Below are 13,191 nucleotides of genomic sequence, written 5' to 3'. Positions count from 1 at the left end.
GCTGCAACCCCGTCGACCCCGGAAGGGACCATGACTCACCCCACCGTCCAGGCGCTCCTCGCTCGGAGCAACCGGCTGGGCGCCGACCCGACCACCACCAACTACGCCGGTGGCAACACCTCCGCCAAGGGCACCGCCGAGGACCCGGTCACCGGCGCGCCGGTCGACCTCATGTGGGTCAAGGGCTCGGGGGGAGACCTCGGCACCCTCACCGAGCCGGGGCTCTCGGTGCTGCGCCTGGACCGGCTGCGCGCGCTCGTCGACGTCTACCCCGGCGTCGAGCGCGAGGACGAGATGGTCGCCGCCTTCGACTACTGCGCCCACGGCAAGGGCGGCGCGGCGCCGTCGATCGACACGGCGATGCACGGCCTCGTCGACGCCGACCACGTCGACCACCTGCACCCCGACGCCGGCATCGCGATCGCCACCGCCGCCGACGGCGAGGCGCTCACCAAGGAGATCTTCGGCGACCGGGTCGTGTGGGTGCCGTGGCGGCGCCCGGGCTTCCAGCTCGGCCTGGACATCGCCGCCGTGAAGCGGGCCAACCCGCAGGCGGTCGGCGTGATCCTCGGCGGGCACGGCATCACGGCATGGGGTGCCACCAGCGAGGAGTGCGAGGCCAACTCCCTCGACATCATCGCCACCGCCACCCGCTACATCGACGAGCGCGGGGCCGCGGAGCCGTTCGGAGCGATCCGCCCCGGGTACGGGCCGCTGCCCGAGGCCGAGCGCCGGGCGCGGGCCGCCGCGCTGGCCCCGGTGGTCCGCGGGCTCGCCTCCACCGACCGCCGCCAGGTCGGCCACTTCACCGACAGCGCCACGGTGCTCGACTTCCTCGCGCGCGAGAAGCTGGAGCCCCTCGCCGCCCTCGGGACGTCCTGCCCCGACCACTTCCTGCGCACGAAGGTCCGGCCGATGGTGCTGGACCTGCCCCCGGCGGCGCCGCTGGACGAGACGATCGCGCGGCTGCGCGAGCTGCACGCCTCCTACCGCGAGGACTACCGCGCCTACTACGAGCGGCACGCCACCGCCGACAGCCCGGCGATGCGCGGGGCCGACCCCGCGATCGTGCTCGTGCCCGGGGTCGGCATGTTCAGCTTCGGCGCCGACAAGCAGACCGCCCGCGTCGCAGGCGAGTTCTACGTCAACGCGATCAACGTGATGCGCGGCGCCGAGGCCGTCTCCACCTACGCGCCCATCCCGGAGGCGGAGAAGTTCCGCATCGAGTACTGGGCGCTGGAAGAGGCCAAGCTCGCGCGGCGACCGAAGCCGAAGCCGCTCGCCGGCCGGGTGGCGTTCGTGACGGGGGCGGGCTCCGGGATCGGCCGTGCCATCGCGGGGCGCCTCGCGGCGGAGGGCGCGTGCGTCGTGGTCGCCGACCGGGACGGCCCGTCCGCCGCCACCGTGGCCGCCGAGCTCGGCACCACCGACGTCGCGGTGCCGGTGACGGCCGACGTCACCTCCGCCGAGGCGGTGGCCGCTGCCGTCGACGCGGCCGCGCTGGCGTTCGGCGGGGTCGACCTCGTGGTGAACAACGCCGGGCTGTCGATCTCGAAGCCGCTGCTCGACACCACCGAGGCCGACTGGGACCTCCAGCACGACGTCATGGCCAAGGGCTCGTTCCTCGTCGCCCGCACGGCGGCGCGCGCGATGATCGCGCAGGGTATGGGCGGCGACATCGTCTACATCGCGAGCAAGAACGGGGTCTTCGCCGGCCCCAACAACGTGGCCTACGGGGCGGCCAAGGCCGACCAGGCCCACCAGGTCCGGCTGCTGGCCGCCGAGCTGGGCGAGCACGGCATCAAGGTCAACGGCGTCAACCCGGACGGCGTCGTCCGCGGTTCGGGGATCTTCGCGGGTGGCTGGGGCGCCAAGCGCGCCGCGGTGTACGGCGTGCCGGAGGAGAAACTCGGCGAGTTCTACGCGCAGCGCACGCTGCTCAAGCGCGAGGTGCTGCCCGAGCACGTCGCCGCCGCGGTGTTCGTGCTCACCGGCGGCGACCTCTCCCACACCACGGGCCTGCACGTCCCCGTCGACGCCGGCGTCGCCGCGGCGTTCCTGCGCTGACGCAGGCCGACCCAGGAGGAAATGTCATGACCTCGGTGCTCGAGACCCCCACCGGGCTCGTGCGGACCACCTCGCGCCGCACCACCGTCGGGCTCGTGGCCGGCGGGCTCGGCGCGTACTGGCCGCAGTTCCCCGACCTGCTCCCGCAGCTACGCAGGTCGGCCGAGCGCGTGTCGGAGCGCCTGCGGGGGCTCGGCGACGAGGTGGACGTGGTCGACGTCGGCTTCATCTCCGACGCGCAGGAGGGCGCGGTGGCCGCGGAGAAGCTGCGGGTCGCCGGCTGCGATCTGATCGTCGGCTTCCTGACCACCTACATGACGGCCTCCATGCTGGTGCCGGTCGCGCAGCGCAGCGGGGCGCCGGTGCTGCTGATCAACCTGCAGCCCACGGCGCGGATGGACCACGCCACCTTCGACACCGGGGCCTGGCTGGCCTACTGCGGGGCCTGCCCGTTGCCGGAGATGGCCAACGCGTTCGACCGCGCAGGCGTCGACTTCCGGTCGGTGTCGGGCTACCTGGAGGACGAGCGCGCCTGGGCGCGGATCGCCCGCTGGGTCTCGGCGGCCGGGGTGCGCGGGGCGCTGCGCAACGGGCGGCACGGGCTGATGGGCCATCTCTACCCGGGCATGCTCGACGTCGCCACGGACCTCACGTCGGTGTCGGGGCAGCTGGGCGGTCACGTCGAGGTGCTGGAGCTCGACGACCTGCGCGTACGGGTCGAGGACGTCACCGACGAGCAGACCCGGGACCGGGTCGCGCTGGCCCGGGAGGTGTTCGACGTCGACGCCTCCGTCGAGCCCGCCGACCTGGAGTGGGGCGCGCGGGTCTCGGTCGGTCTCGACCGGCTCGTCGAGGACTTCGCGCTCGACTCGCTCGCCTACTACCACCGAGGCCTGGGCGGCGAGCAGCACGAGACGCTCGGCGCCGGTCTGATCCTCGGCGCCTCGCTGCTCACCGCTCGCGGCGTGCCGACGGCGGGGGAGTACGAGCTGCGCAACTCGATCGCCATGCTCGTCATGGACCGCCTCGGGGCGGGCGGCTCGTTCACCGAGCTGCAGGCGCTGGACTTCGTGGACGGCGTGGTGGAGATGGGCCACGACGGCCCGGCGCACCTGGCGATCAGCGCGCGCCGGCCGTTGCTGCGCGGGCTCGGGGTGTACCACGGCAAACGGGGCCGGGGGGTGTCCGTCGAGTTCGACGTGCGCCACGGGCCGGTCACCCTGTGCGGGCTCGGGCAGCGCCCGGACGGGCGGTACGTACTGGTGGCAGCGGAGGGCGAGGTGGTGGCCGGCCCGCTGCTCCAGATCGGGAACACCACCTCCCGGGTCGACTTCGGGGGCGACCCGGGAGAGTGGACCGACGTCTGGAGCGCCTCGGGCGTCGACCACCACTGGGCTCTCGGCACGGGGCACCGGGTGCCCGACCTCGCCGCCGTGGCGGACCTGGTGGGGCTGGAGTTCGTCGAGGTGCGGCTCTGGTGAACGCACGCGTGGCCGCCGTCGACCTCGGGGCGTCGAGCGGCCGGGTGATGGCGGCCGAGGTCGGTCCCGACCGGCTCGAGCTCACGGAGGCGGCCCGGTTCCCGAACGGCCCCGTCCGCCTCGGCGACACCCTGCACTGGGACGCGCCGGCGCTCTACCGGGGCATCCTGGACGGCCTGCGCGCCGCCGGGGCGCAGGCGCCGCTGGACGCCGTGGGCATCGACTCCTGGGCCATCGACTACGGCCTGCTCGACGCCTCCGGCTCGTTGCTGGGCAACCCGGTGCACTACCGGGACGCGCGCACCGACGGCGTGGCGGCCCGGGTGCACGCCACGGTCCCGGCCGCCGACCTGTACGCCACCAACGGTGTGCAGGAGCTGCCGTTCACCACGATCTACCAGCTCGTCGCGGCGGCCGGCTCACCGCAGCTCGCGGCGGCCCGTGACCTGCTCCTGATGCCGGACCTGCTCGGGTACTGGCTCACCGGGGTCCGCCGGGCCGAGCTCACCAACGCCTCCACCACCGGCCTGCTCGACGTCAAGGCTCGGACCTGGGCGTCGGACCTGATGGCCCGGACCGGAATCGACGCCGGGCTGTTCGCACCCCTGGTCGAGCCGGGGGAGCGGGTCGGGGAGCTGGCGCCACACGTGCTCGCCGAGACCGGGCTGGCCGGGCCGGTGCCGCTGATCGCGGTCGGGTCGCACGACACGGCGTCGGCGGTGGTGGGGGTGCCGGCCACGGGCGAGCGCTTCGCCTACGTCTCCTGCGGCACCTGGTCGCTGGTCGGCGTCGAGCTCGACGCCCCGGTGCTGTCGGAGGCCGGACGCGCGGCGAACTTCTCCAACGAGCTGGGCATCGACGGCTCGGTGCGCTACCTGCGCAACGTCATGGGCCTGTGGCTGCTGCAGGAGTGCCTGCGGGCGTGGCCCGGCGCTGACCTGGCCGCCCTCCTCGCCGAGGCGGCGCAGGTCCCGGCGTTCGCGGCGCTGGTCGACGCCGACGACCCCGCCTTCCTGCCGCCGGGGGACATGCCGGCGCGCATCGCGGAGGCCTGCGCGCGGCGCGGCGAGACCCCACCGCAGGGCCGGGCGGCCATCGTGCGCTGCATCCTCGACAGCCTCGCCCTCGCGCACCGGCGGGCGGTGCGCGACGCGCAGGAGCTCTCGGGCCGCGCCGTCGACGTCGTGCACGTGGTGGGCGGGGGCGCGCGCAACGCGCTGCTCTGCCGGCTGACCGCCGACGCGTGCGGTCTCCCCGTGGTCGCCGGGCCGGTGGAGGCCACGGCGCTGGGCAACGTCCTGGTCCAGGCCCGCGCGCTCGGCGCGGTGGAGGGCGGCCTCGCGGAGTTGCGAAGGCTACTGCGCGCCACGCAGCCGCTTGTCCGCCACGAGCCGAGCGGCGACGAGTCCGCGTGGGCGGCCGCCGAACGCCGCGTCCACCAGTAGGGCGCGGGGCCCGGGATTGCAGCAAAGCCACTTTCACGCAACGACGTTGCATGAAAGTGGCTTTGCTGCAACGGGGTCGGGGTCGGGGTCGGGAGTCGCTGTGCCGCGCGATCGCATCCGTTACGGTCAGCGTTGACCGTCTCGCTGCTCCGCACGGAGGTGTCATGGACGACAGGGCGCGCGTCGAGAAGGCCGCCCACGAGGTGGTGGAGGAGCACGACCCGCGCAGAGTGGACGCCCGGGAGTTCCTCGCCGCCTGTTTCGCAGCCGGGCTCACCTGGGTGCACTTCCCCGAGGGGTTGGGCGGGCTCGGCGTCTCGCGGGGCCTGCAGGCACGGGCGAACGCGATCCTGCAGGGCGCCGGGGGCCCCAACCCGTTCTTCCTCAACCCGATCGGCCACGGCATGGCCGCGGCCACGGTGCTCGAACACGGGTCCCGCGAGCTGGCACAGGAACTGCTACCCCCGCTGGCGACGGGTGAGCACATCTGGTGCCAGCTGTTCAGCGAGCCGGGTGCGGGCTCCGACCTGGCCGGGCTCGCCACCTCCGCGGTGCTCGACGGCGACGAGTGGGTGGTCAACGGGCAGAAGGTGTGGACGAGCTTCGCCCACCGGGCCCGCTACGCGCTGCTGATCGCCCGCACCGACCCCGACCAGCCCAAGCACAAGGGCCTCACCTACTTCGTGCTCGACATGCACGCTCCCGGCGTCGAGACGCGGCCGCTGCGGCAGATGACCGGGCAGGCCGAGTTCAACGAGGTCTACCTGACCGACGCCCGCATCCCCGACACCCACCGGCTCGGTGCGGTCGGCAACGGCTGGCGGGTCGCGATGACCACGCTCATGAACGAGCGGTCGGCCATCGGCGGGTCGTCGTCCGTCCGTGGCGCCGGGGCCATCGCCGACGCCGTCGAGCTGTGGGCGCGGTACCCGGAGCGGCACACCCCCGTGCTCCGCGACAAGCTGGCGGCGCTGTGGACCCGCGCCGAGGCCCAGCGGCTCACCGACGAGCGCGCCCGGCGCTCCGCGACGTCCGGCTCGCCCGGCCCGGAGGGCTCGATCGCCAAGCTCGTGTCGGCCGAGCTGAACCAGCACGTCTACGAGTTCTGCATGGAGCTGATCGGCCCGGAGGCCACGCTGTACGGCGACTACACACAGCGCAACGCCGAGCGGGACGACGACTACCGGGGCCCGGTCCAGCAGCGCTTCCTGCGCTCGCGGGCGAACACGATCGAAGGCGGCACCTCCGAGGTGCTCCGCAACATTCTGGGCGAGCGGATCCTCGGGCTGCCCGGCGACCTGCGAGCCGATGCCGGCAAGCCGTGGAAGGAGGTGCCGCGTGGCTGACGCGGTTGCCGAGTTCGTTCTCACCCCGGAGCAGCACGACCTCCGGCGGGCCGTCCGCCAGTTCTGCGCCGAGCGCCTCGGCGAGGACACGGTGCGGCGGTTGACGGAGTCCGACACCGGCCACGACCCGGCGCTCTGGGCGCGGCTCGGCGCCGAGCTGGGGGTGCTCGGGCTGGCGGTGCCCGAGGAGCTGGGCGGGGCGGGTGGTGGCCTCGTGGACCAGGCCGTGGTGGCCGAGGAGTTCGGGGCGGCGCTGGTGCCCGGCCCGCTGCTCGGCACCGTCGGGCTCGCGGTGCCCGCGCTCGTGGCACTGGCCGGGTCGGGGCTCGACGAGGACCTGCTGGCGTCGCTCGTCGAGGGCACGCGGACGGCGGCGTTCGCCGTGCCCGACCGCGGCGGCCGGTTCGACCCCGCACTGCTGACGGTCACCGAGGCGGACGGTGCGCTCACCGGCGAGGTGCGGCAGGTCGTCGACGGCACGGCGGACGTGCTGCTCGTCGCGGCGCGTACAGGCGAGGAGGTCGGGCTCTTCCTCGTCGACGGCGGCGAGCGCATCCCGCTGTCCACTCTGGACCGGACGCGCCGGCAGGCCGGCGTGCGGTTCTCGGCCACGCCCGCGCGTGCGCTCGCCGTGGGAGCAGCCGCCGAGCAGGCGATCACCACCGCACTCCGGGTCGGCGGCGCGCTGCTGGCCGCCGAGCAGGTGGGGGGCGCGCAGCGGATGCTCGACCGCACGGTCGCCTACGCGGGCACCCGCCTGCAGTTCGGCCGCCCGATCGGCTCGTTCCAGGCCGTGAAACACCGGTGCGCCGACATGCTGGTGCTCGTCGAGCACGCCAGGTCAACGGCCTACCACGCGGCATGGGTGCTGCAGGACGGAATCGACGACCCGGATCTCGCCGTCGCCGTCGCGCAGGCCACGTGCTCGGAGGCCTACCAGCGGGTGGCGCAGGAGAGCGTGCAGCTGCACGGTGGCATCGGCTTCACGTGGGAGCACGCCGCGCACCTGTACCTCAAACGCGCCGTCACCGACGCGGCCCTGCTGGGCAGCGCGGCGGAGCACCGGGAGCGGATCGCGGAGCTGGTGCTCGACGTGGCATCCGCATCGGGAGGCGTCCGCGTGGCCACCGGCTGAGGCCGGTTCCGATGGCCCTCCTCGTCGGGCGAACATCACCCGGCGTGAGCCGGACCACCGAACGGCGCCACGAGAGGGACGAGGCCGTAGGAAGTACTGATGACCACCGTTCCCCGCATCCGGGTACCGATCGGACGGGTGCTCGCCCTCGGCGGACTGTCGTCGTTCGGCCCGCTCGCCCTCGACCTGTACCTGCCGGCGCTGCCGCAGCTCGCAGACGAGCTGGGCGTGCCGGATGCGTCGGCGCAGCTGTCGCTGTCGGTGTGCATGATCGGTCTGGCTCTGGGGCAGCTGCTGGTCGGACCGCTGACCGACCGGGTGGGCAGGCGCCGCCCGCTGCTCGTGGGCGTCGCGCTGTTCGTGGTCGCCACCGGGTTGTGCGCGCTCGCCCCGTCGATCGAGACGCTGCTGGTGCTGAGACTGCTCACCGGCCTCGCGGGTGGGGCCGGGCTGGTGGTCGCCCGGGCCATGGTCCGCGACCTCTACGACGGCGACGCGGCCGCGCGGGTGTTCGCGTTGCTCATGCTCGTGAACGGAACCGCGCCCATCGTCGGTCCCGTGCTGGGAGGGCAGCTGCTGCGGTTCACCGACTGGCGCGGGGTGTTCGCTGCTCTCGCGGTGATCGGACTGGTGCTGCTCGTCGCGGCCCTCACGCAACGCGAGACGCTGGCGCCCCCCGACCGGCGCGCGGGCGGTCTGCGCGCCACGGCGGTGGTGCTCCGTGAGGTGAGCCGGGACCGGACGTTCCTGCTCCCGTCACTCGTGCTGGGGCTGGGGATGTGCGCGATGTTCACCTACATCGCGATGGGCAGCTTCGTCCTGCAGGACGCCGGTGCGCTCGACGGCGCGTTGTCCCCGCAGACCTACGCCGTGGTGTTCGCCGTGAACGGGCTGGGGATCGTGGTCGCCGGGCGGGTGAGCGCGGCGCTGGTCGGCCGGGTCGGGCCCCGCAGGCTGGTGGGCACCGGCGTCGTGATCGCCCTCGTCGCCGCTGTGGCGCTGCTCGTGGGGGCGCTCGCCTCGCGGTCGGTGTGGGCGTTGCTGGTGCCGCTCCTCGTGCTGGTGTCGTGCACCGGGCTGCTCCTGCCGAACGCCACCGCGCTCGCCCTGGCCGGTCAGGGCGGCCGCGCAGGCACCGCCTCGGCGCTGCTCGGCCTGCTGCAGTTCACCTTCGCCGCGGTCGTGCCGCCGCTGGCGTCGCTGGGCGGGGTCACGGCGGCGGTGATGGCCCTGACGATCCTCGCGACGGCGCTGGCCGCGGCCCTCGTGTTCCTCGCGATGCGCCGGGCCCACGTCCCCGTGCCCGAGGGGGCGGTCTGACACCCCGGCTCGCGCCGGTGAGCCGGGTGGCGAGCACCGGCTTACGGTGGGCCGATGCGGATCGCATCGCTGCTGCCGGCGGCCACCGAGATGGTGGCGGCGCTCGGCCGCGTCGACGATCTGGTGGCCGTGACGTTCGAGTGTGACGAGCCGGCCGGCATCCGGGACCGGGCCGCCGTCGTGGTGGACACGGTCCTGCCGCCGGGCCTCCCGCCCGCCACGATCGACGCGGTGGTCCGCGACCGGAGCGCTCGCGGGCTCCCTATCTACGAGCTCGACCGGGGCAGGCTCGCGGCGCTGGCCCCGACCCTCGTCCTCACCCAGGACCTGTGCCAGGTGTGCGCCCTGCCCGCCGGCGCCCTGAACGAGGCGCTGGCAGCGATCGGCGGCACCGCCGAGGTGCTCTCGATCGACCCGCACGGCGTCGACGACGTGCTCGACGCGATCACCGAGGTCGGCAGGTGCATCGGGGCCACGGACCGCGCCACGGCGCTGGTCGGCTCGTTGCGCGACCGCCTCGCGGCGGTGACCCGCGCCGTGGCCGGATGCCCACGGCCGCGCGTGCTCGTGCTCGAGTGGGTCGACCCGCCCTACCTGCCGGGCCACTGGGTGCCGGAGCTGGTGCGGCTCGCCGGAGGGGAGCCGGTGGGCGGAACCGCGGGAGGCCGGTCGGCCGAGGCGACCTGGGACGAGGTGACCGCCCTGGCGGCCGACGTCGTGGTCGTCGCGCCGTGCGGATTCGGCCTCGACGCGGCCGTGGAGCAGGCCGCTGCCGTGCGCGACCGGTTCCCGGGACGACCGGTCGTGGCGATCGACTCCGCGTCCTACGTCGTGCGGGCCGGGCCGCGGCTCGTGGACGGCGTCGAGACACTGGCGTGGGTGCTGCACCCGGAGAAGGTCCCCGACCCACCCCCCGGCCGGGTGGCCCTGCTCCGCTGAGGTGCCCCGGGGGAAGTTCAGGAAAGCCACTTTCCGGCCCGCACAGGGCAGCAAAGTGGCTTTCCTGAACCTGCGCCGGCTCGGCTACCCGCCACTGCGCCTGCTCTGCTCGGCCGCTGTCGGGCGGACGGGCGCGACCAGTGGCCGGTCGAAGATCAGGTGCGTCTGGGCGTGCCCGACCTCCGGCCGGGTGGCGAGGTGGTCGACGATGAGCCGCTGCAGGTGGCCGCTGTCGGCCACGGCCACGTGCACGAAGAAGTCCTCCGGTCCCGAGACGTTGTAGAGCGCCAGCGTCTCGGGGAGCGCGAGGACGGCGTTCGTGAAGGCCTCCACGAGCTCGCGCCGGTGCGGCCGGAGCTGTACGGCGATGAACGCCTGCAGGCCCCGGCCGACCGCTGCCGGGTCGACGACCGCGCGGACGGCGGTGACGACACCGAGCGCGCGCAGCCGCCGGACGCGCTCGTGGCACGACGACGTCGGCAGGCGCACGCGCTCGGCGAGCTCCTTGTTGGTGATCGACGCGTCGTCCTGCAGATGGTGCAGGATCCGCCAATCCACCGGATCGAGCGACAGTTCTTGGGGCATGGCCCGGACATTATCCGGTCGAGCTTGCCGTAGCGCGGACAGAGCACGAGATTCTCGGGCATGACCTCACGCTGTGTGCTCGTCCTCGACCCCGCTGCCCCGCGGTGGCTGATCGCGAACGCCTCGGCCGTGCTGGGCGCCTCGATCGGCGCCCGGGGCGATGTCGAGCTCGGCCCTGGCCTCGTCGATGCCACGGGATCCCGCTGGGCCGCCATCGCGGAGATCGTCGTGCCCGTGCTGGCGGCTCCGGCGGCCGAGCTCGTCGAGCTGCGGGCAGCCGCCCACGCCGTCGGCGTGACGGCGCTGGCCTTTCCCGACCTCGCCAGGGTGGCTGGCACCTACTCCGAGTTCGCCGCGGAGATGGCCGCCACCCCGGCGGCCGAGGTGCAGATTCACGGACTGGCCCTGCTCGGCCCGGACCGCCTCGTCCGCGGGCTCACCCGTGGCCTGCGCCCACTGGGCGACCCCGTGACCGAGGCCGTCCGATGACGTTCGAGCGGTGGATCGCGTTCGTCGGGGTCCTGCTCGTGCTGGTGTGCACCCCGGGGCCGGACTTCGCCGTGGTGGTGCGGCACGCACTGGTGGACCCGCGCCACGGTGTCAGTGCCGCTTGCGGGATCGTCACCGGTCTGGCCGTGCACACCACGGCGGCGGCCGTCGGCCTGTCGGCGCTGGTCGCGGCACACCCGGGCGTCCTCACCGGGATCCGGGTGGCCGGTGCGGTCTACCTGGTCCTGCTCGGACTCCAGGCCCTGTGGTCCGCGCTCCCGGCGTCCCGCGAGGCCCACGCCACGCCGCAGCGCTCCGGCCGTCCGTACGTCGACGGGCTGGCCGGGAACCTGCTGAACCCCAAGGCGCTGCTGCTGTTCCTCGGCCTCCTCCCGCAGTTCGTGGTGCCGGATCGCGGCGTAATCGGGCAGATCCTGCTGCTGGCGGCCACCGTCGTCGTCATCGCGGTGCTGTGGTGGACCCTTGTGATCGGTCTGGCCGGGCGGAGCCGGGGCAGGCTGGGCCACGCGCGTGGTCGACGGGCCGTGAACGCCGTCACCGGGACCGCGCTGGTCGCGGTCGCCGTCGCCGTCATACTCGGCTGACGCGGCCTCCCGGGCGTAGCATCCATCTCGTGACCGGCCCCGCTGACCTCGGACGGGTCCGCCCGCACACCGTTCTCGCCGACGCCGACGGCACCCCGTACGCCTCGTTGCGGCAGCGGCCCGTGGCTCGAGCCGAGCGGTACGCGCTCGGCAAGGCGATCCGCAAGCGCGTCCCGCGTTCCTCGCTGGGTGACTGGAAGGCGCCGAGCGACCGGCCCGACCCGGTGCAACAGATCATGGACAGCCACGAGGGCCGGGTAGGCCGGCTGGTGCCGATCCGGGTCGGCCGGATGGCCGCCTCGCCCTACGGATTCCTGCGCGGCACGGCGGTCGTCATGGCCGAAGACGTCGCCCACCTGCCGGCCACCGGCATCACCCCCGTCGTCTGCGGCGACGCCCACCTGGGCAACTTCGGCTTCTACGCCTCGCCGGAGCGCGACCTCGTGATGGACCTCAACGACTTCGACGAGGCCCACCCGGGGTGCTGGGAGTGGGACCTGCGTCGCCTCGTCGCGAGCATCTGGGTGGCAGGCCGGCAGAACGGCGCCCGTGAGGACGACTGCGAGAACGCCGTGCGGTCGTGTGTGACGGCCTACCGCGAGGAGGTGCGCTACCTCGCCGACCTGCCGCTGCTGGCGCGCTCCTACGAGCGCCTCGACGTCGACCGGCTCGTGCAGGAGAGCTCGGGCCCGTTGCGGTCCGAGGTGGAGCGGGCCGCCAAGCGGGCCCGGCAGCGCACCAGCGACCGCGCGTTGCCGCGCTTCACCGAGGAGATCGCGGGCAGGCGCCGGATCGTCGAGGAACCACCGCTGATCACGCGGGTGCCCGACGGGGAGGCCGAGGTACTGGCCGCCGCGCTCGACGAGTACCTGGAGACACTCGCCCCGCACTGGCGCCGCGTGCTGGGTGGCTACACGGTGGTCGACATCGCCAACAAGGTGGTGGGCGTGGGAAGCGTCGGCCTGCGTGCGTACGTGGCCCTCCTCGAGGGCTCCTCGCCGGAGGACGTGGTGTTCCTGCAGCTCAAGCAGGCGCGCCGATCGGTACTGGCGCGGTACGTGCACGGCGAGTCGGCCTGGCACGCCCACCAGGGGCAGCGGGTCGTGGAGTACCAGCAGGCGCTGCAGACCGTCAGCGACCCGCTGCTGGGCTGGGCCACCGCGCCGGGTCAGCACGACGACGTGCACCAGTACTACGTCCGGCAGTTCCGCAACATGAAGGGCACCGTCGCGATCGACGCGATCGACCCTGCCGCGCTCGCCGACTACGGGGGCGTCGTCGGGCACCTGCTCGGGAAGGGGCATGCGCGCACCAGCGGGGCGTCGATGATCGCGGGCTACGTCGGGCGCGGAGACAACCTGGACGATGCGATGTGCCGGTTCGCCCAGGCGTACGCCGACCAGACCGAGGCCGACCACGCCGCGCTCGTCGCGGCCGTCGCGCGGGGCGCGTTGCCCATCGAACGGGGGATCTAGCCGTGCAGGGCGCCTACCAGGGGAAACGCGAAACACCCCCCCGGGTGAAACCCCCTCGACAGCCCGTGTAATCTCTTACAAGTCAGCGAGACGCCGGACAGAACGAAGGCCCTAGAGGCCCCGGTCAACAGGGCTCGCTGATCGCCCCTCACAGGGGCCCCCGGATCTCGCTAGATCGGGTGGGTGTACTGTGGGAAACACGCCCCAGATCATGGCCTTTTGTGGTTGTGGATGGTGTGCGGGTGTCTTTTGAGAACTCAACAGTGTGTCGAGCTTTATCATGAATTGGTTTTATGCCAGTTTG

Annotated in this window: 11 protein-coding genes; 10 read left to right on the top strand and 1 reads right to left on the bottom strand. The window is 73.6% G+C overall.

Annotation, left to right across the window (positions count from 1 at the left end; all coding sequences use genetic code 11):
• Positions 1–30: 30 nt before the first annotated feature.
• The 7 genes from AC5L35_RS34170 (at position 31) to AC5L35_RS34140 (ending at position 9,733) form a co-directional block, all read left to right on the top strand.
• Entirely contained in the window at positions 31–2,067 is a 2,037-nt protein-coding gene (locus tag AC5L35_RS34170; protein ID WP_495063885.1) for a bifunctional aldolase/short-chain dehydrogenase, read from the top strand.
• Positions 2,068–2,093: 26 nt separating this feature from the next.
• Positions 2,094–3,548, top strand: a complete 1,455-nt coding sequence (locus tag AC5L35_RS34165) for an arabinose isomerase (RefSeq protein ID WP_495063884.1) — start codon at positions 2,094–2,096, stop codon at positions 3,546–3,548.
• A 47-nt stretch (positions 3,549–3,595) separates the two neighbouring features.
• Entirely contained in the window at positions 3,596–4,993 is a 1,398-nt protein-coding gene (locus AC5L35_RS34160) for a rhamnulokinase (RefSeq protein ID WP_495063952.1), read from the top strand.
• Between the two features lie 164 nt (positions 4,994–5,157).
• Positions 5,158–6,339, top strand: a complete 1,182-nt coding sequence (locus AC5L35_RS34155; RefSeq protein ID WP_495063883.1) for an acyl-CoA dehydrogenase family protein — start codon at positions 5,158–5,160, stop codon at positions 6,337–6,339.
• Entirely contained in the window at positions 6,332–7,474 is a 1,143-nt protein-coding gene (locus tag AC5L35_RS34150) for an acyl-CoA dehydrogenase family protein (protein ID WP_495063882.1), read from the top strand. Before AC5L35_RS34155 ends, AC5L35_RS34150 begins: the two co-directional genes overlap by 8 nt.
• Positions 7,475–7,573: 99 nt before the next feature.
• Positions 7,574–8,794: a multidrug effflux MFS transporter gene (locus AC5L35_RS34145; protein ID WP_495063881.1), complete on the top strand. Its 1,221-nt coding sequence runs from the start codon at positions 7,574–7,576 to the stop codon at positions 8,792–8,794.
• A gap of 54 nt (positions 8,795–8,848) precedes the next feature.
• The gene (locus AC5L35_RS34140; protein ID WP_495063880.1) at positions 8,849–9,733 is read left to right on the top strand and encodes an ABC transporter substrate-binding protein; all 885 of its coding nucleotides are present in this window, start codon (positions 8,849–8,851) and stop codon (positions 9,731–9,733) included.
• 84 nt (positions 9,734–9,817) lie between these two features.
• Here AC5L35_RS34140 and AC5L35_RS34135 read toward each other — a convergent pair whose 3' ends face one another.
• Entirely contained in the window at positions 9,818–10,318 is a 501-nt protein-coding gene (locus AC5L35_RS34135) for an Lrp/AsnC family transcriptional regulator (protein ID WP_495063879.1), read from the bottom strand.
• A gap of 60 nt (positions 10,319–10,378) precedes the next feature.
• Here AC5L35_RS34135 and AC5L35_RS34130 point away from each other — a divergent pair, with 60 nt between their 5' ends.
• The 3 genes from AC5L35_RS34130 to AC5L35_RS34120 are packed head-to-tail and all read left to right on the top strand — an operon-like array spanning position 10,379 to position 12,887.
• Positions 10,379–10,807 (top strand): DUF2000 domain-containing protein, encoded by a 429-nt coding sequence (locus AC5L35_RS34130; RefSeq protein WP_495063878.1) that lies wholly within the window; start codon positions 10,379–10,381, stop codon positions 10,805–10,807.
• Complete coding sequence (locus AC5L35_RS34125; RefSeq protein ID WP_495063877.1) at positions 10,804–11,412, top strand: LysE family translocator; 609 nt, start codon at positions 10,804–10,806, stop codon at positions 11,410–11,412. Before AC5L35_RS34130 ends, AC5L35_RS34125 begins: the two co-directional genes overlap by 4 nt.
• 29 nt (positions 11,413–11,441) lie before the next feature.
• On the top strand, positions 11,442–12,887 hold the full coding sequence (locus AC5L35_RS34120) for a DUF2252 domain-containing protein (protein ID WP_495063876.1): 1,446 nt from the start codon (positions 11,442–11,444) through the stop codon (positions 12,885–12,887).
• Positions 12,888–13,191: the final 304 nt, after the last annotated feature.

Source organism: Pseudonocardia sp. OZ21, assembly GCF_059359135.1.
This window is presented reverse-complemented; position numbering and strand designations above follow the sequence as displayed.